The organism is Streptomyces sp. CRN 30, assembly GCF_034105845.1.
Genome location: NZ_JAVRHI010000527.1, coordinates 16,234 through 36,021 on the forward strand (window position 1 = coordinate 16,234; position 19,788 = coordinate 36,021).

General features: G+C 73.8%; 7 protein-coding genes and 1 pseudogene. 3 read left to right on the top strand and 5 right to left on the bottom strand.

What is annotated here, in order from left to right; genetic code table 11:
- Positions 1-165 precede the first annotated feature (165 nt).
- Genes UW392_RS61805 through UW392_RS61815 form a run of 3 tightly spaced genes read right to left on the bottom strand, consistent with a single transcriptional unit; the run spans position 166 to position 12,250 of the window.
- Positions 166-1,137 carry an RICIN domain-containing protein gene (locus UW392_RS61805; protein ID WP_320784294.1) on the bottom strand — a complete coding sequence of 324 codons (972 nt, stop codon included), beginning with the start codon at positions 1,135-1,137 and terminating at the stop codon, positions 166-168.
- Complete coding sequence (locus UW392_RS61810) at positions 1,134-3,743, bottom strand: right-handed parallel beta-helix repeat-containing protein (protein ID WP_320784295.1); 2,610 nt, start codon at positions 3,741-3,743, stop codon at positions 1,134-1,136. The genes UW392_RS61805 and UW392_RS61810 overlap by 4 nt, the downstream gene beginning before the upstream one ends.
- The gene (locus UW392_RS61815; RefSeq protein WP_320784296.1) at positions 3,740-12,250 is read right to left on the bottom strand and encodes a hypothetical protein; all 8,511 of its coding nucleotides are present in this window, start codon (positions 12,248-12,250) and stop codon (positions 3,740-3,742) included. Before UW392_RS61815 ends, UW392_RS61810 begins: the two co-directional genes overlap by 4 nt.
- Positions 12,251-12,480: 230 nt before the next feature.
- Between UW392_RS61815 and UW392_RS61820 the strand changes: the two genes are divergently transcribed.
- Genes UW392_RS61820 through UW392_RS61830 form a run of 3 tightly spaced genes read left to right on the top strand, consistent with a single transcriptional unit; the run spans position 12,481 to position 14,148 of the window.
- Positions 12,481-13,410 (top strand): serine/arginine repetitive matrix protein 2, encoded by a 930-nt coding sequence (locus UW392_RS61820; protein ID WP_320784297.1) that lies wholly within the window; start codon positions 12,481-12,483, stop codon positions 13,408-13,410.
- A gap of 53 nt (positions 13,411-13,463) precedes the next feature.
- Entirely contained in the window at positions 13,464-13,775 is a 312-nt protein-coding gene (locus UW392_RS61825) for a hypothetical protein (protein WP_320784298.1), read from the top strand.
- A 52-nt stretch (positions 13,776-13,827) separates the two neighbouring features.
- Positions 13,828-14,148 (top strand): WXG100 family type VII secretion target, encoded by a 321-nt coding sequence (locus UW392_RS61830; RefSeq protein ID WP_320784299.1) that lies wholly within the window; start codon positions 13,828-13,830, stop codon positions 14,146-14,148.
- Between the two features lie 76 nt (positions 14,149-14,224).
- Here UW392_RS61830 and UW392_RS61835 read toward each other — a convergent pair whose 3' ends face one another.
- Positions 14,225-18,790, bottom strand: a complete 4,566-nt coding sequence (locus tag UW392_RS61835; protein ID WP_320784300.1) for an FtsK/SpoIIIE domain-containing protein — start codon at positions 18,788-18,790, stop codon at positions 14,225-14,227.
- A gap of 157 nt (positions 18,791-18,947) precedes the next feature.
- Positions 18,948-19,788 (bottom strand): annotated as a pseudogene (locus tag UW392_RS61840) (hypothetical protein); the annotation flags it as partial.

Here is a 19,788-nt window from a genome sequence, read left to right on the forward strand (position 1 = left end):
ACGTTCAACGGCCGCCGCATGCCATTGACATATCCGCCGATGTGGCGGAATACACCCTTCAGTCGGCCCCGTAAGAAGGAGGCGCGCCGTGACAGAGCCGCACCCATGAGTGAGTCGATCGGAATCCCCGCCCCGGACGGTGTCGCCCCCGCCGCCCCCGCGTCCCTACGGCACGGCCCACTTCTGGGCGGAGTTGCCCGAGCAGTAGGCGATCTGGAGCGGTGTCCCGTCCGAGGTGGCCGCGGCGGCGACGTCCAGGCACTTGTCGGCGGCCACGTTGACGATGTCGTTGCCGGAGGAGTACCGCCACTGCGTCACGTTCGTCGAGTCGCAGGACGCCATCACGACCGGTGTGCCGTCGCCGGTGTCGCGGCCGGCCAGGGACAGACAGCGGCCGTCCTTGCGCAGCGTCCCGTCCGAGGCGAACTGCCAGTTCTGGTCGGCGCCCCCGTCGCAGGTGTACGACCGCAGCCCGCTGCCGACCAGTTGGACGCACCGGCCGATGAACGGGTCGTACAGACCGGAGATCCGGCCCACCGGGCGGGAGAAGTCCTGGGTCTGCTTCTTCGCGGTGGTGCCGCTCTTCTCGGAGCCGCCCGAGGAGGAGCCGGACTTCGACGAGCCGGACGACTTCTTCTCGTCCTCGTCCGGGTCGGCCTCCGCGGTCACGGTGACCGGCGCGGCCGGCCGCACGACGGCCTGCTCCTCCGCCGCCCCGTCCGGGTCGCCCGCGGACTTCTCCTTCTCGTCCCGCTTCTTCTTCTCTTTCTCCGACGGGGAAGGGGAGGGGGACGCGGACGGGGTGGCCGTCGGCTCGCTCGGTACGGTGCCGCCGCCCAGGGCGATGCGGTCACTCGTCGGGGACGTCGGCGTCTCCTCCTCCCGGTCCAGCACACCACTGGACGCGAGGGCCGCGGAGAAGGTCACCGTCGCCGACACCGCCGCCGCCCAGCCCAGGGTGGCCCAGACCCGGCGCCCGGGGGCGAGCCCGTGCGGCGCCCGCGCGGGCCGGTGGCGGAAGGTGTCGGAGAAGGACCGCTCGGCGGGGCCGGCCGCCTGGTCGGCTCCCTTCGGTGCCTTCGGGCGCGTACGCGGTACGGACATCGTCTCGGTGCTCCCCTGGTGGTGGTCGGTCACAGCAGGTCCTGCTCGTCCAACTGCATCAGCTGGGCGGAATCGGGGTCGATCAGCTCGGCCATCCGCATCGCCTGGCGCTCCGTCATCGCCTGGAAGAGCTGCCGGGCGGTGCGGCCGTTGCCGAACTGCGCGCCCCGCGGGATCGTCTCGACGTACGAGGCGAGCGCCGTACGGGCGGCGGCGGTGAGTTCGTAGCGGTGCCGCTGGGCGTGGTGCTCCACGATGCTGACCAGTTCCGTCGAACTGTAGTCCGCGAAGAGCAGCGTGCGGGTGAAGCGTGAGGACAGGCCGGGGTTGGAGGCGACGAACCGGTCCATGTCGCCGGGGTACCCGGCGGCGATGACGACGACCTCGTCGCGGTGGTCCTCCATCAGCTTCACCAGCGTGGCGATGGCCTCGGTGCCGAAGTCGTTCGCGGCGCCCGCCGGTACCAGGGCGTACGCCTCGTCGATGAACAGCACGCCGCCACGCGCCCGGTGGAACGCCTCCGTCGTCTTCGGCCCGGTGTGGCCGACGTACTCGCCGACCAGCGCGCTGCGGTCCACCTCGACGAGGTGGCCGCGGGCCAGCAGCCCGAGCGCCTTGAGCAGCCGCCCGTAGAGCCGGGCCACGGTGGTCTTGCCCGTACCGGGGTTGCCGGCGAACACCAGGTGGCGGCTGAGCGGCGGCGCGGGCAGCCCCGCCTGTTCACGCAGCCGCACCGTCTGCATCAGCTTGACCATGCCGCTGACGTCGCGCTTCACCCCGTCCAGACCGACCAGCTCGTCCAGTTCGGCCAGCAGGTCCTCCAGCGTCTCCGGCTCCGGCTCGGGTTCGCCCTGCTGCCACAGCTCCCGCCCCCCGTCCGCCTCCCCGGCGGGCGAGGCGGACGGACCGGCCGGTTCGGGCCCCGACAGCGGAGCCCGGGGGGCCGACGGGCCCGGCCGGTCGGACAGCCCCGGCAGCACGGCGGTCCGCACCCGTACGGCGGCACAGTCCTCGAACACCGGCTCCGCGCCGTCCGCCAGGCCCACGTCCTGACCGCAGTCGAAGACCCGGCACCCCCGGAAGCGCACCTCGGCGCCCTTGCCGACATGCACCGCGGGGTACGCCGAACCGGACAGGTCACAGTGGTCGAAGGTGCCGGTGACCGCCTCGCCGACCAGGATGCCGTTCTTGCCGCACTCCTCCACGCGCAGACCCCGCACCTCCACCGCCGCGTCCCGCTCCAGGACGACACCGCTCCCGGCGGCGCCCGACACGGTCCCGCCGGCCATCGTGAGACGCCCCCCGGCGTCCACGGCCACCCCGGCGCCGCCCGCCCCGGTCACCCGTACGTCGGTGAGCACGGCGGCGGTCTCCGCGCCCAGCTCGATCCCGCTGCGGCGCTGCCCGCCCAGCGTGCACCCGGTCAGCTCGGACGGCTCGGCCGACACCGACCGGATACGGACGCCCGTCTCCGCGCCGCGCAGCCGCAGCCCCGTGACGACCAGCCGCGCCGTCTCCTCGGCGTGCAGCCCGCACAGCCCCGGGTCCGACACGGCGGTGTCCGACACCACGGCCGTCGCCGCCCCGGCGGCGGCCACCCCGTGCTCCCGGCCACCGTGCACCCGACAGCCCTCGACCGTCCCCGTGGCCCGGCCGCCCAGCCAGAACCCGCAGGCCCCCGCGTCCGCCACCACCGAACCGGTGACCAGCGCCACGGCCGATCCGCCGGCCCGCACCCCGTGCCCGCCCGGACGCTCCACCCGGCAGTCCGCCACGACGGGCCGCGCCCGGTCCTCCGCCTCGACCCCGTGCCCGCCGGCCCCCGTGATCCGGCAGTCGGCCAGCGCGACCCGCGCGTCCTGCGCGGCCCGCACCCCCGAGCGGGCCGCGCCGTCGATCCGGCAGTCGGCCAGCACCGCCTCCGCGCCGTCCTCCGCCAGCACCCCGTGCCGCCCCGCGCCGCGCACCACGCACTCCCGGGCCAGCAGCCTGGACGCCCCCTTGGCCCGCACCCCGGAACCCGACGTCCCCGACACCCGCAGCCGCTCCGCCAGCAGCACCGCCTGACCGGAGAGGACCGCGCCGATGCCGTCCACCTCGTCGACGACCGAGTCCACCGCCCGCGCACGGGCGTCCCCGACCAGGTGCAGCGCCGTGCCCCGGGCGTCGCTGAGCCACGTGCCGTCCAGTACCAGCACCCCGCCGCCGTCCACCGGGTCGGCCAGCTCCGACTCCAGCGTGTCGGCCGGCGACAGCGCGGAGTTGGCGACCGCCGAGGTCCCGGCCGCCGACCCCAGCACCTCGACCCGGCCGCCCGTCAGCGCGCAGTGCTCGATCCGCAGCCCCGCCGCGTCCTCCACCCGCACCAGCGTCCCGGCCGGATCGTCCCCGGCCAGCTCCAGGTCGCGCAGGACGCAGCCGGGCGCGGTGACGGTCACCGCCGGACCCGACGACGGCCGCAGCCGTACGGTGCCCGACCCCGCCTCGGCCTCGACGGCCACCCGGCGGGTGAGCGTCAGGGACTCGGTGTACGTGCCCGGCGCCACGGTGACCGTCGCGCCCGCCGGAGCGGCGGCGAGCGCCTGGGCGATGGTGCGGTGGGCACCCCGGCCCTTGGCGGCGACCCTGACGTCCGTCACTGGGACCCCCCGGTGTTCTCGGTGTTCTGGCTGTTCTGGCTGTTCTGGCTGTTCTGGTCGTTCTGCCCGGAACCCTGGTACCAGTCCGGGTTGATGGACTCGCGCAGTGCCCCGGCCATGTACATGTTGGCGAATATCTTGTCGACCAGCTTGCCCAGCCCCGCGACGGCGAAGATGTCGAAGAAGCCCTGGCGGTGGTACCAGCGCCCGGCCAGGTTCTGCGTGATCGCCGTACGCGCCATGCCGAGGCTGACCGCACCGGCCACGCCGCCCGCGATACCGAACGCGCCCGCCTCCAGCGCGTCCGTGCCGCGCAGGTAGACGGTGTTGCCGTCGGCGTCCTTGACACCGAAGATCGCCGCGGTCGCCGCGCCGCCGATGAAACCCGACACCGCGCCGCTGACCAGGCCCATCCCGAAGTCGTAGGTGCCCGAACGCCAGCGGGTCACCTTCTCGTTGCCGCCGAACTCGCCCGACCAGGTGTCGTCGTTGGGCCGGCGCGTGTACGGGTGGCCCTGGTCCATGTGGCTCAGGCCCGTCTTCCACGGGCCGCCGCGGTGCGCCATGAAGTGCCCGGCGGCGAACCCGCCCTTCACCCCGGCGCTCACGGTGGCGCCGAACGCCGACTTCGCCACGTCCATCCAGCCGAACTCGGTACCGGTCGCCGCGGCGATGATGCCGTACACCGCCAGGTTCATTCCGAAGTCCAGCAGCCACTCCTGGAGCATGTCGACGACGACCGCCCGCACCGCCCGGTTGACGAACGGCGTGTACGTCGACACACCGTTCGCGGTGTGGCCCCACTCCCACCGGTTCGGCTCGCGCCACATCCGGCTGAAGCCCCGGTACTCCGCGAACGCGCCGGTGAAGTTGGTCTCCCGGCCGATCAGCGAGGTCCGGCCGAAGGTGTCGGTGTGCCACACGTACCCGGCGATCGTGCGCTCGTCGACGAGCGTGGTGCCGTCCGTGCCGAAGCGGCGCCACTGCTTGTGCCAGTCCTCGCTCTCCAGGAAGGTGCCGTCCGGCAGCTCGACCTTGCGGCCCAGCTCGATGCCGTTCTCGTACTCCTTCCAGGCGTGCCGGTTGAACGTGTCGCCCGGCGACGCGGTGTACTCGCGCAGCCGGTGCGGGGAGTCCGCGAAGTGCGGGGTGCCCGCCGGACGGGCCGGGATCTCCTGGACGAGCCGGTTGCCGAGGCTGGTGACCCGGTCCTCGAACCGTGCCCCGGCCGCCCAGTCGGGCAGCGCGTTGCCCGCCCCGTCGAACCACTGGCGGACCCGGTCGGCGGAGCCGGTGCCGAACTCCTTGACGGCCCCGTCGGCGCCCGTCTTGTTCCAGTGCCAGGTGTGGCCGTTGCCACCGGCCGGGGCCGGTCCGCGCCAGGCGTCCACGGTGGTGCCGTCGGCCAGCAGCCGGTGGTCGCGCAGCAGGGCGCCGGTCGCGTCGAAGTCCTGGAACGACTCCCGGTCCCAGCCCCACGGGGTGACGTCCCCGCGGTTCTGGTTGAGCGTGCGCACACCGGTGTCGCCGAGGTTGTCGCTCCAGCGGACGTCGCCGTCCTGCATCCGGAACGAGGTGACCGTCAGCGGTTCGCCGCCGCCCGGCCGCGGCCAGGTGTCCTGCCGGGCCAGGACCATGCCCTGGTGGTCGTAGCGGGTCCAGTCACCCGCACCGGTGTGCCCGGTACGGCCCGCCGTGCCGGGCGCCGGACGGAACTCGACGACCGACCCGTCGTCCAGACCGACCCGGACCGTCTGCCACTGCTTGCCGGCGTTCGGGGTGTACCAGTCGCCGTCGGCGAGGTCGTCGGTGACCCGCTCCTGCCAGCGGACCGGCGGCAGGTCGTTGCCCAGGCCGGCGGGCAGCGGGCTGAAGTCGCCCTGGTGGTAGGTGCGGTGGCCCTGCGGCTTGCCCTCGCCCTGCGACCAGGGGAGGTAGCCGTCCCGCCGCTGGACCCCGTCCGGCATCTTCACGTCGCCGACCGTGACGGTGTCACCGCCGAGGATCTTGCGGGTCTCCCGCACCACCTCGCCGCCGCGCGCCACGTCGGTGACGGTGTTGAGGGTGGCGAACCGGATGCCACTGGTGGTGCCGCCGGCCCCGGTCTGCGTCCAGCGGTGCACCTGGAGGTCGCTGTCCCGGCTCAGCCAGGGCACCTGGTCGAAGTTGGTGGCCCGGTACTCGGAGCTGACCGCCCAGCGGAACGACACCGGCGGACGCTGCTCGGCGAACCGGTGGCTGGTGAGGAAGTCACCGTTCTTCAGCGTCAGCCCGCGGCCGTTCTCCTTGCCGTGCGCCGACCACGACGTGTAGTCCTGCTTCGGCACACCGTCGGCGTCGACCTCCGTCTGGTGGTAGCGGCGCACGTCGTGCACGGACCAGGTGAACCGGCCGAACTTCTCGTGCATGACGATCCGTTCCCCGGTGTGCGGGTGGACCATGGTGTCGGTGTAGCCGCGCCCCGGACCCCAGTTCCGCGTCCCCTGCGCCACCTGCTTGAACTCGCCGTCGAACCGCGTCCACGTCGTGTTCCCCGAGAAGCTCTGGGCGACCGGCGCGTGGTCCGTCCGGGCCAGGACGTGACCGCCGTCCGGGTTCTCCTGGAAGTGCCGCACGCGGGTGCCGAGGCTGCTGGACCCGGTGACGTCGAACCAGCTGCGGCCGCTCTCGCCCCAGTGCCGGGTGCCGGAGCGCACGACGTCGCCCGCGGCGTCGAACTCCGTCCACACCCCGCGCTGGTTGAACGCGCCGAACGTGCCGACGCCGGCCCGCGAGTGGTACGCGTCCACGGTGTTCCCGCCGGGCAGCGGCCGGCGCTCCATCACCTCGACACCGGAGTGGCTGACGAGCCGGACCCGGCCGTTGCCGATGCCCTTGGCGTCGACCGTGCCGCCGTCGTACCACTTGGCCGTCGCCGGCGCCGGGACGGGCGTGCCGTCGGCGGCGACCCGCACGCGGGTCCAGCTCGGCTTCACCGTCCCGTCGTCGAGGTGGCTGACCCGCAGGTACTCGCCGGGCTTGACGGTGCCCCGGTCGATGACGTTGATCCGCTGCTCGGTGAGCTTGCCGTGGCCGTCGTACATCCGGTACTCGCCGCTGTGCGGGCCGGTGCCGCCGATGTCGACGCGGTACCCGCCTTCGGGGGTGCGGCTGAAGGTGTGGTGGGCCGTCGGTGCGACCGGACGCAGGTCGCCGTCGAGCAGGGTGTGCGTGTCCGTCCGGACGAAGCGGGTGCCGACCCCGTCGGAGAGCTGCACCGCGTCGAAGGCACGGTTGCCGTCCGGGCCGTCGACCCGGAAGAGGTGCGCGCCCTCGCCGGGCGGCGTGAGGGTGTGGCGGTGGACGCCGTCGGGGCCGAACATCCGCACCTCGCCGCCGGTGCCCTTGACGTGGTGGCCGCCGTCCGGCAGCCGGGTCACCGTGGCGCCGTCGACCCGGGTCAGCCGGGCGTCCATCAGTTCGAGACCGCCGCCGGCCCGGACGTGGACGGACTCGCCGGTCCCTAGCCGGGTCGCGGTCAGCTCCGTACCGCCGTCGTTCACCCGGTGCAGCCGCACCACGTTCAGGTGGCTGTCGCTCACCACGAAGTGGGTGGTCCCCCGAGCGCTGATCGTCGTGTGCGGTACGTCCGTGCCGTCGCCCGCCCGCACCAGCGGCGCCCCGCCGCCCTCGGGGACGTGCGCGAAGTGAGGCGTGTCCCGCAGCGGGACGACGGTGTGGGTGTGGACGCCGTCGGCGTCGACGACGACATGGTCGTCGCCGTGCTGGATGCGGTGGGCGCCGTCTGGTTGGGGGGTGAGGGTGGCGTTGTCGAGGTGGGTGGTGGGGGTGGGTCCGGGGGTGATGCGGAGGTCGTGTCCGGTGAGGGGGCCGCCCTGGACGGTGAGGAGGTCGTGGGTGTGGTGGCCGGTGGTGTCGTGGACGTGGACGCGGTGGGGCTGGGGGGTGGGGATGCGGTATTCGGTGCCGTTGTGGAGGGTGACGGGGCCGCGGTCGGTGCCGTTCGTGTCGACGCGGGTGATGGGGGTGTTGGTGTCGGTGGGGCGGAGGACGAACTCGTCGGTGCCGTGGAGCGGGACGACGGTGTGCGTGTGCGCGCCGTTCGCGTCGACGACGACGTGCGACGAGCCGTACTCCACCCGGAAACCGCCCGGCGCCTGCACGGTGACCGTCGCGTCCGGCCGCGGTACCGGCGTACCGTCCGCGTCGGTCAGCGCCAGGCTCCGGCCGTCGCGGGACGGCAGCAGATGGATCTCGCCGCCGGACCCGTCACCGACCCGGAACGCCGACCGCGTGGGCAGGCCCGTGCCGGGATCGAAGAGCTGGAACCCGGTGCCGGTCGGCACCCGCAGCTCCGGCCCGGCGAACCCGAGGCGTCCGGTCGGGGCCGGGACCGGGGTGCCGGTCGCCGGGACGTGCCGTACGGCATTGTCGTGGAGGACGTCCACGACGACCCGTGTGCCGCGGAACTCGCCGCCCGCCAGGGTGATCAGACGCTCGTCGGAGACCGGCCGCAGCCCGTCGCCGTCCCGGACCAGGTCCACGGTACGGACCTCGACCGCGCCGACCGGCTGCTCCACGCGCACCACGTCGGCGCCGTCCGGGCCCTGCCCCGGCCGCACCGTCACCGTCGGCGGGGTGCCGCCGGCGTGCGCGGCGGGCACGGCCCCGGTGACGCTGCCGGGCATCTCGCCGAACCGCACCTGCACCCGGGTGCCGCCGCCGAGGCCCGGCACCTCCAGGGTGCGGGGGACCGGGGGAGCGGGCAGCGCGCCGGACGAGGCGACCGTGGTTCCCGAGCCGCCCGGCAGCGCCGTCAGCTCGATGTGCGTGCCGTGGCCGCCTGCCGGGATCGTCTGCATGGAGCCCAGGGGCGGGTAGTCGGGGGCCTGGAGGGCGTAACTCCAGCGGTGCGTCTCGCCGTTCGGCATGTGCCGCTCGACCTGGAGGACGTCCTGGCCGTTCAGCTCGACGTGCCGGGCCGTGACGCCGCTGACGCCCTGCGGGTTGTCCACGGTGACGTGCGCCCGCTCCGCGCCGGTACCGGGCCGTACGTCGACCCGTACGCCGCGCAGCAGGTCGTCCAGTCCGGAGAACGTGTGCTGGAGGTCGAGCCGCACCGTGTGCACCATGTTGACCCGCACGGTCTGCCGGGCGAGCGCCGACAGATCGATACGGCCGGACTTCGCCAGGTCCCCGAGGAGGGGTCCGGTCCCGCCGGGCGCCGGGGTGGCGGCGACCCCGCCGGTGCGTGTGGCCGTCGGGACGTCCGCGCGGCCGGGGTTAGGGGCCACGACGTCCCCGGCGCGGTTGACCACGGGTACGTCGACATGGGACGCGGAGGGCCCCGCCATGTCGCCGGCCCGGCCCACCGAGGGGATGTCGACACGGCCGGCCGCCGCGAGGTCACCGTTCCGGCCGGCCGTCGGGGCGTCCGCGCGGCCGGGGGCCGTGGCGGTGAGATCGCCGGTACGGCCGGGAGCCGTGGCGGTGACGTCGCCGGTACGGCCGACCGCCGGGGTGTCGACGCGGCCCGTCGCCGGAATCGTGATGTCCCCGGCCCGGTTGGCTGCCGGGGTGTCGACGCGGCCCCCCGCCGGGGTTGTGATGTCCCCTGTGCGGCCGACCGAGGGGATGTCGACGCGGCCGGTCGTCGGGGCCACCACGTCTCCGGCCCGGTTGACCGCCGGGATGTCGGCGCGGCCCGCCGCCGGGACTGTGACGTCTCCTGCTCGGCCGACCGTCGGGATGTCGGCGCGGCCCGTCGTCGGGGCCACCACGTCTCCGGCCCGGCCGACCGCCGGTACGTCCACCCGGCCGGTCGGCGGGACCGCCGCGTCGTCCGCCCCGCCTGGGGACGGCACGTCCACCCGGCCGGGCTGCGGGGTCGTCACCTCGGTGGTGCGGCCCAGCGCGGGCACGTCGACACGGCCCGCGGTGGGTGCCGCCAGATCGCCGGTGCGGCCCACGGAGGTGACGTCGACCCGGTTGACGGACGTCCCCGTCACATCCCCGCCGCGGCCGACCGCCGGGACGTCGACCCGGGACACCGAAGGCGCCGACACGTCTCCGGCCCGGCCCACCGTCGGGATGTCGACCCGGCCCATCGAGGGAGCCGCCACCTCGCCGGTGCGGCCGATCCCGGGCACGTCCACCCGGGCCACCTGCGGCGCGGCCAGGTCCCCGGTCCGGCCCACCGCGGACACGTCGATGTTCGTCACCTGCGGTGCGGTCACGTCCCCGGCGCGGCCCATCGCCGGCACGTCCACGTGCGACACCTGCGGCGCGCCCACCTCACCGGCACGGCCGACCGCCGGTACGTCCACCCCGCCGACCGAGGGGACCGACACGTCTCCGGCACGGCCGACCGCCGGTACGTCCACCCCGCCGACCGACGGGACCGACACGTTCCCGGCGCGGCCCACCGCCGGGACCTCCACCCCGTTCAGCGACGGCACCGCCACATCCCCGGTGCGGCCGATCGACGGGACGTCCACCCGGGCCACCGACGGGGCGCCGACCTCCGTACGGCCCGGGGAGGGGAGGTGGATCTGGCCCGGGGACGGGACGTCGAGGCGGCCGACGCCGGTCACCGACGGCAGGTCCGTCACCTGGGCGCCCACGGAGGGCGCGTCCAGCCGCGAGACGGCCGGGCCGTCGGCCAGCGCGCCGAGGCCGGGCACGTTGACATGACCGACCGACACCGCGTCCCCTTGCGTCGGCGCGGGCATGTGCACCTGCCCGGGGGCCGGCACCGACACGTTGCCCACCGCCGGCATGTGCACCTGCCCCAGACCGGCCGCCGCCGTGTGGTCCACCCGGGCCACCCCCGCCGCGCCGAGCTGCGGCACGCTGATGTGCTGCGCGCCGACCGCCCCGACGTTCCCGCCGACCGACGGCGCGCTCAGCCCGTTCAGGTGCGGCACCGACACCGACGACACCGGACCGAGGGTCGGGATGTGCGCCGCGTTCACCCCGCTCAGACCCGACGCGGGCGGCACGTCGACGATTCGCGCGCCCGCACCCGGCAGGGAGAGGTCGAACGAGGACCCCAGCCCGTTGAAACCGCTGACGTTGACGGTGCCCATCGAGTCGGCGACGGAGATCGGCGGCATGCCCCGCAGCCCGCCGTCCAGGCCCCCGCCGATCGTGCTCGGCGTGAACTGGGAGACGTTGAGCGGCGGCAGGCCCCCCAGCCCCGCCGCGGGCCGCGCCAGCGACAGACCGTGCGCGATCCCGCCGCTGATACGGCTGCCGGTGGCGAGGACCTCACCGCCGGCGAACACCCCGTAGCGGTACAGGCCGAACACACCCCGGTCGATGAAGCCGACCCGCACGGCGACGGACAGGCCGAGGCCGATCTCGTCCGCGGCGACGGGCAGGAACAGCCGCAGGCTGTTGAAGCCGCGCAGCCCGTTGAAGACGCCGCTGCCCAGCGAGGAACCGATCGAACGGATGCCGTTGAGACCACCGAGCACCGACCGCAGCGCGAAGAAGGACTTCGCGCCCATCAGGTTGATGACGGTCAGGTCGACGGCGGCCGGGATGAACCGGAACCCGCTCCCGGCGAACGCCATGTCACCGAAGGTGAACCCCTTCGCACCCGGCATGAACCCCAGGTTCGGTCTGAACTTCAGCCCGTTCAGCCCCCGGAACCCGTTCAGCCAGATGCCGCTCGCCCGGAACGCGTCGTCGATGCCCAGACCGATCCGGGAGAACAGGCCGAACGCGTTGGGCCCGCCCAGGAACAGCGTCTTCGCGGCGTTGAACCCGGACGACCCGAGGTTCTTGATGCCCTTCCACAGGTCACCGAGGCGGATGCCCTTGGTGGTGGGGGCGATCACACCGATGATCGACAGCACCAGCTCGGTGATGCTCGCCTTGCCCTGCGAGAAGTCGATCGCCGTCTTGATGAGCAGCGCCACGTTCAGCCCGATGGCGAACAGCGCCAGCGGACCACCGACGATCATCGCCGGGATGATCAGGATCAGCGCCAGCCAGCCGAGCGCCTTCCAGAACTCCTCGCACTCGTCGATCGGCGAGGCGATGCTGTACGCCGCCTCGCGCAGCGCCGTCGCGGCCGTGCCCGCCGCCGTGTCCAGCGCGTCGCCCGCCGCCTCGGCGATCGCCTTCTGCGCGTCGCGCCCCTCCTCGTCGTCCTCGGCGAGGGCCGCCGCCGCGGTCAGCGCGTCGTCGGCGATCCGCTGCTGCTCCCGCATCACGCCGACATAGGTGCGCAGCGCGCCCTGCACGTCCTTGTGGGCCTGGCGGAACGACGACACGTACTTGCGCAGGTCCTTGTCGATGACCTTGCGCAGCGCGTCCGCGGTCTTCCCCACGAACGCCCCGTCCGTGGTGTTGAGGATCGAGGTCAGCCCGTCGTCGATGGTGTCGGCCAGCGACACCAGCGACTCCTGGGAGGTGATGACGGAGTCGATCCGGTCCGGGTCACCGGGGGTCGGGTCGTCGCCGAGGCCCAGCGCGCTCCAGTCGGTGGGACGGGGCATCGGGCGCTCTCCTTCCGCGTCCGGCCGCAGCCGGGGGGCCACTGCTGTCGGTACCGGCCGGGCGGCCGCCGGAGGTACCACGCACCGGCACGGCGAAAAGGTTCAACAGACATCCACCGACATCGACCGGGAAATGTGTTGAACCTTTCCGGGGTCCCCGTGCGTGGTCGGGGCGGACAGGCCGGGCCGGGACCGACGGACCGGCCCCGCGGACTCGACCGGGAGGCGTGGTGCCCGACTTCTCCATCGACTACTCGGCGCTGCACGTCGTGCAGACCAAGATGCACGACCTGGCCGACGCGGCCGACTCCGGCGGCGCCACCGGCACGTTCAAGGAGGTCGGCGAGGCGAGCGCCTCCGAACGCAAGGCGCTCTTCGGCAGCTCCGACCTCTCCTACGCCTTCAACCTCTTCTACTCGTACTCGACGTCCCGCACGAAGGACGCCAAGGACGGCCTCGGCCAGCTCGCCGACACCTTCGCCGGTGTCGCGGACACCTTCTTCAACGCCGACGCCCAGCTCTCCTCCGCCGCCGGCCTGATGAGCAACAGCCTCGGCCTCGACGAGTGGAAGAACGACAAGGAGGCGTACGACTCCTGGCAGGAGGACAAGACGGCGTGGGACGACTACCTGGAGCGGATCGGCGCCTCCGAGTACTTCGAGGAACACCCCGACGCCGACATCGGTGACGTCTGCCGCGCCGACGACGCCCCCGGCTTCTGCGAGACGTGGCTCGACGACGACGACGCGCCCGACGACCCCGGCTCACCGCCCACCAAGCCGTCCGACGACCCGCCCACCTCGTACACCTACGAGGACGAGCAGGGCAAGGTGTCGGTGGAGGTGGAACTGGACGACGACTACAACGTGATGAAGGAGACCTCCACCATCACCACCACGGACGGCCAGTCGTACACCTCCGTCACCACCTACGACTCCGCGCCCCGGATCATCACCCCGGAGGAGGGCGACCCCTTCGACGCGCGCGACTACACCATGGTGACGACGTACGGCGACGGGACCGAGTCGACCACCGAGGTCGTCATCAACGACGACGGCTCCGGGACGATGACCACCACCGACCCCGAAGGCGAGGTCACCACCGTCAGCCGCTCCGGGCCCGACGAGGAGTGGCCCGAGCCGGAGGACGACGAAGACTAGGGCCCCTTCCCCGGCCCGCCATCCCGCCCCATCCCGCAGAGAAAGGCCGCCACGTGCCCGCCAACATCAGCCTGTCCTACGCCGAGATCGAGCGTGTCTCCAACCTCCTCGACACCAGCGTCGAGGAGACCCTCGTGCCCCGCATGGACGAGGCGAAGTCCGAGGTCGACACCCTGCTCGACACCTCGCTCGTCCTCACCCAGTCCAGCCCCGCGCTGCAGACGCAGTACGAGAAGTTCAACACCTCGCTCAAGGACGCCACCAACAGCATCAAGGGCTACGCCGAGCAGTTCCGCAAGATCATGGAGTCGGTGAAGGACATGGACCAGGACATCGCCGACAAGGTCAACAGCAGCGGCCAGTAACCGCAGCGGCCGCCCGTCCACCGCCTGACCGACCCCCAGGAGACCCGCCGCCATGGCCACTTCCCCCGATGTCTACTTCGACTACGACGAGATCGCCCGTACCGCCACGACCATGGGCACCAAGCTCACGGACATCTCCAACGAACTGACCAGCCTGGAGACCACCGTCAGCGCCCTGCTCCAGGACGGCCTCGTCTTCGAGAAGGCCAGCCCCGCGCTGCAGAACGCCTACAACGACTTCAGCAACCAGATGAAGACGTCGGCGAAGAACATCCAGGAGTACGCGAACATGTTCAACAACATCGCGGACTCCATCGCCGAGTCCGACCAGACCATCGCCACCGAGATCCAGAGCGAGGCGAACAAGAGCTGAGGCCCCCGGCCCGTTCACGCGCGAGCCCCGCCGCCCGGACCTGCCGGGCGACGGGGCTCCCACGTGAGGGGTGTGCTCAACCGCCCAGCACCGTCAGCGGGATCTGCACACTGATCGTGGTGCCCGCCTCGCTCGCCGTCCAGCCGCGGCCCGTCACCAGCGGTGTGCGGACCTGCTCCGCGGAGATCCGGCTGCCGATCAGGTCGCCCTCGCCGATGCTCTTCGGACCCAGCAGCACACCGCGCCGCGAGCGCCGCGCCATACCGACCCACCCGAGGGAACTCATCGACTCCGGCAGACCGGCAAGGAGCAGACCCTGGCCGTGGTCCCGGCCCGACTGCGCGACCTGCCGCAGCACCTTGTCCGCCCGGCAGTTCAGCAGCAGGTCCGCGTCGTCGACGACCACCACCACCGGCCGGCCCGCCACCGCCTCCAGCGCCCGCGTGACCGCCTCGGCGGACGGGTCGGTGTCGCTGATGACCTCCGCCAGGTCGTGCGCCGCGAGCTGCCGCAGCTGCGAGTCACGCGGCGTGATCACCACCAGCGACGTCCCGCCGAGCAGCAGCGACACACACATCGAGGCCAGCGTCGTGGAGCGCCCCGTACGCGGCGGACCCGCCACCATGAACGAACCGCCGCCCGCCGCGAAGTCGTAGCCGATCGGCTCGCCCGCGTCGCCGCCGATGCCCAGCAGCGCCCACAGCGGACGCCTGCGGGCCTCGGGCACCTGGTCCATCGCCTCCTGGAAGCCGATCATCGACGGCAGTTCCTCGATCCGGAACGGACGGCGGCCCGCCGCGACGGACGCGTCCCGCGCGGTGGTGCGCCGGCCGATCTCCCGCAGCGCGTCCGCCTGGTCGACGCCCTCCTCCGCGGGCAGCAGCGCGATCTGCGCCTCGATCCGCTCCGGCGCCAGCCAGCCCCGGCCCGGCGGGATGTGCGCGGGCACCTTGTGCCGGTTCAGACCCGCGACGTTGTAGTCGCTCGGATCGGCCTGCTTCAGCAGCAGCCGGCGGTCGTTGTGCGCCGCCAGCCGCCCGCCCAGCAGCACCCGCTCGGAGGTGGCGATGACGTGGATGCCCGCCGCGGCGCCCTCCCGCAGCAGCCGGACCACCTCGGAGTAGATCCGGCCGCCGTCGTAGTCGTCGAGCAGGGCGCTCAGCGCGTCCCAGCCGTCGATCAGCAGCAGCAGCCGGGCCGGCCTGCGGTCCTTCGGCAGCTTCGCCCTCAGGTCGGCGAGATCGGCGGAGCCGTTCTGCGCGATCAGCCGCTGACGGGCCGTCAACTCACCGTTGAGGCGGGTGACCAGCCGCTCCAGCCGCTCCGTGTCGTGCCGGGAGACCACCGCGCCGCAGTGCGGCAGCGACTCCAGCACGCCCAGACCGCCGCCGGACGCGTCGATGCCGTACAGGTGCAGGTCGGCGCTGGAGATCGCGAGCGCCGCCGCCCCCGCCACCGTACGCAGCAGCTGGGTGCGGCCCGAGCGCGGCGACCCGATGACGTACAGGTGGCCGAAGGAGGCGAAGTCGATCGTGCCGAGCCGCCGCTGCTGGAGGTGCGGAATGTCCAGCAGCGCGTACGGCACGAGCGGCAGCGCCCCGGGCGGGGCGGGCGGCACGGGCGGCAGGTCCTCCGCGCGGACCCGGTCCTCCAGCGGCTCCAGCCACGGGCTGGGCTCCGGCGTGAAGTCGTCCAGGGACTCCGCCGCCCGGCCGATCGCCTCCACCAGCGCCGTCAGATCGGTGACCGGCTCCTCCCCGGACAGCGGCTCCGGCAGCTCGTCCTCGGCGGCGGGCAGCTCCGCGGTCCGGCCCAGCCGGCTCCACGTCAGCTCCACCCCGCGCACCGGACGCGACGCGGCGGACCGGGCCGCCGGCGCCTCACCGCGCTCGGCCCCCACCCACGCCGTCTGGAACGGCGTCGGCGCCTCCGAACCGCGCCGGATCAGCGCCCGCCCGGGACTCGACGCGCTGATGCTCACGGCGTCCGGGGCGTTGATGATGTCCTGGCTCTCCGCCCGGTCCGTCACCCTGAGCGCGATCCGCAGGTTGGTGTTGGCGCGGATCTCGTTGCTCACCGAACCACCGGGCCGCTGGGTGGCCAGCACCAGGTGCAGACCGAGCGAACGGCCGCGCTGCGCCAGGCTGATCAGCCCCGGCACGAAGTCGGGCAGCTCCCGCACCAGCGTCGCGAACTCGTCGATGACCAGCACCAGCCTCGGCAGCGGCGCCAGCTTCGGGTCCCTGGCCCGCTTGGCCCGGTACTCGGCGTGGTCCTTCGCCTCGACCCGGGCCAGCACCCGCTCACGGCGCTTGAGCTCGGCGTCCAGCGAGGCCAGCGCCCGCTCCACCAGGTGCCCGTCCAGGTCGGTGATCATCCCGAGGGTGTGGGGCAGGTCCGCGCACTCCCGGAACGCGCTGCCGCCCTTGTAGTCGACCAGCACGAACGTCAGCTCGTCGGGCCGGTTGGCGGCGGCCAGCGAGGCGATCAGCGTCTGGAGCAGCTCCGACTTGCCGGAGCCGGTCGTGCCGCCGATCAGCCCGTGCGGGCCGTCCCGCACCAGATCGAGCCGGAGCGGACCCTCGTACCCGGCGCCCAGCACGAACGCCGTCGAGGCCGGGCGGCGCGCCCACGCGGCGGCCAGCGCCGCCGCGTTCGGCGGCTCCTGCCCGAGCAGCGGCAGCAGCCGTACGTCCGAGGGCAGACCGGAGTCGCTGTCGACCGTCACGTCCCGGACCGGGGCCAGCGCGCGGGCCACCTCCTCGCACCAGGCGGCGTCGACCAGGTCGGCGCGGACGTCCTCCACCTCGGGCACGCCGGAGGTGCGGACGGTGAGCCGGTTGCCCTCGGCGAGCACCACCGCCGTGCACTCCTCGGGCAGCAGCCGCTCCCGCTCGTCCACGCAGAGGCTGAACACCCGTACGCCGGGGCCCTGGGTGAGGACCTGCACCATGCCGGGGACGTCCCGCAGCCGCCGCGCCCCGTCCAGGACGACCAGCACGTCGGGTTCGCGCAGCAGGGTGTGGCCGAGCGCGGAGGTGCCCCGGGCGGTGATCCGGGCCTGGATGTCGGCGACGAGTTCGTTGACGCGGTGCGCGGTGCTCTCCGGGTCGTTGCCGACCGCGACCGGGCTGCCGGGCCGGCCGGTGACCAGGTGCGGCAGCCAGCGCACCCAGTTCCACGCCTCGGCGTGCTCCTCGCTGGTCAGCACCACGACCCTCAGGTCGCGCGGGCTGTGCAGCACGGCGGCCTGCGCCACCGCCCAGCAGGCCATGGCGCGCGGCGTGCCGCCCGGTCCCGCGACACCCGCCACGCCCAGGTCGGCCATCTCCAGGCCGTAGGGCACGTCCGCGATCCGCCAGTGCACCTGGCGGTGGTTGTTCTCCCGGGCGTGGTCGTCGATCCGCTTCAGCGACGGCCGGGTCGTCGTGCCGAGCCGCAGCGTCAGGTGGTCGGGGTCGCGGCGCCTGCGCTGCCACAGCAGACTGCCCGGACCGGTCGCGGTGAGCAGCACGGTCGCCGGGTCGGGGAAGGTGACGTTGCGCAGCTCGCGCTCGTCGAGCGTCGCCTCCCGCACCTCCCGTTCCAGCGCCGCGCGCCGCAGCCGGTACAGCCGGAGCGCCTCCTCCTGCTGCCGACGGCCCGAACGGCGGCCCGCCAGCCAGTTGCCGATCGCCATCATCGGGGTGAAGAAGATGAAGACGACGAAGTAGAAGGTCCGGAACAGGCTCATCATGACCAGGCCCATGACGAGCGGGGTCATCATCATGACGAACGGGAACGGGCGGTTCTTGCGCTCCCCGGGCGGCCCCTGCATCCGGATGGACTCGGTGTCCAGGTGCGGTGCGATGCGCGGCGGCCGGTTGTACTCGATGGCGAACTCGTCGGCGGAGACGTTGACGGCCGCGTCCGCCTCGAACGGGTCGGCCAGGCGCAGCAGATGGTCGCCGAGGGCGAGGTCGGCGTAGGGCGGCCACTCCTCGGAGCCGTCGCTCGGCGAGGGCCGTTCGCCGACGGGCGGCAGCGGCGCCCGCGCGGGCAGTCCGTCCGGACCGGGCGGGGCCGGTTCGGGGGTGTGCCCGCCGGGTCCGCCGTCCACCGGGCCCGCCGGTTCCTCCGCGGTGAGCGGGGTGCCGGTCTCGGGGTCCACCGGCGGGGGAGGGGTGAGGCTGCGCAGGCCGTGCCGCGCCGGGTCGGTGCCGTCGGGAAGCCGGAAGGCGACGGTGCCGTCCACGGAGACGGTCACCCACACCCCGCGGTCGGGCGCGTCGCCGCCGTGCAGGCGCAGCGCGCAGCCGCGGTCGGTGCCGATCTCGTGGCTGCCCGGACCCAGCTGCCAGCTGCGGCCCGCGCCGGGGCCGCCGACGTGGCGGATCTCCACCAGCGCCGGGTCACCGGCCGGGGGCTGCCAGGCCAGGGTCGCGGTGCGCTCCGGTACGGGGGTGCCGAGGCCGACGACGGCTCCGGCGCGGATGCCGGCGGCGCCGACCCGGAGGTCGGGGTTGACCGGGCGGTCGCCGAGGTAGAGCCGCTGGGATCCCAGCGCGGTGCCCAGTTCGGCGACGGTGGCGCCCTCGGGGAGGTCGAGGAGGTGGTCGGTGCGTCGTTCGGCGAGGTCGACGGTGGTGAGCGTGAGCTTCAAGAGACGCTCCGTTCGGCGGCCGGGGCCGGGTTCTCGGGGTGGGCTTCCCCGGCTGCGGGGGGTGTCGTCCGGTGGCCCGGTGCGGGTTCGTCGTGGCTGGTCGCGCAGTTCCCCGCGCCCCTTTCGGGGCGCGTTCTGTTGTGGGGGGGTGTGTTGTTCATGTCGGTCTCCGTTCTGTCGGCCTGGCCTGCTCCGCGTGGGCGGGGCGGGCGGCCGTGGCGGCGACGCCGGCCGTCTCGGAGGCCGGGCGTGCGTACCGCTCGGTGACCGTTTCCTCCTCCGTCTCGACGAGGTCGGACTCCTCGACGAGGTCCGCGGCGGCGGAGCGGGCCGCCGGGGCCGGCGGCAGCACGGGCGGCAGGCTGTCCAGCGTGCGGGCCACGGCCCGGCCGAGGCCGTCGCAGCGCGGCAGCAGCGGCGTGCCGGTGACCGCGACCCGCCCGTACCGCTCGGTGAGCAGCCGCCGCGTGTAGCCGCGCGCCTCGCCCAGCACCATCACCCGCAGCACCGGCTCCTCACCCGGCGGCGCGGCCAGCTCGGGCGGCAGCGGGTCGGGCAGCTCGGTCGCCACCAGGAACGGCGCCATGCCGAGACGGCGCGGCGTGTCCCGCGCGCTCCGGTACGCGGTGCGCACCGGCGGACCGGGATGGCGCCGGTGCACCCCCTCGGCGACGACGACCATGGACCGCGGCATCCGCACGTCCAACTGCGCGGAGAGCGCCTGGAGCAGGGCGCGCGACGCCCCGTCGTCGCCGTCCACGCACAGCACCGGCGGCCCCACCGCCAGATCGAGGAACGCGCACCGCAGTTCGCCCTCGTACGCCTGGGCGCCCAGGGCGACCACCAGGGGCCGTTCACCGGCCGGCTGCACGGTGACCGTCGGCAGGTCGGCGCGCGCCGCCGTCCACGGCTCGGGCGCGTCGGGCCCGGCCAGCAGCACCGCCACCGCGTCGGCGCCGACCAGTACGGCGTACGGCCGCCCGCCCGCGTCGGCCGCG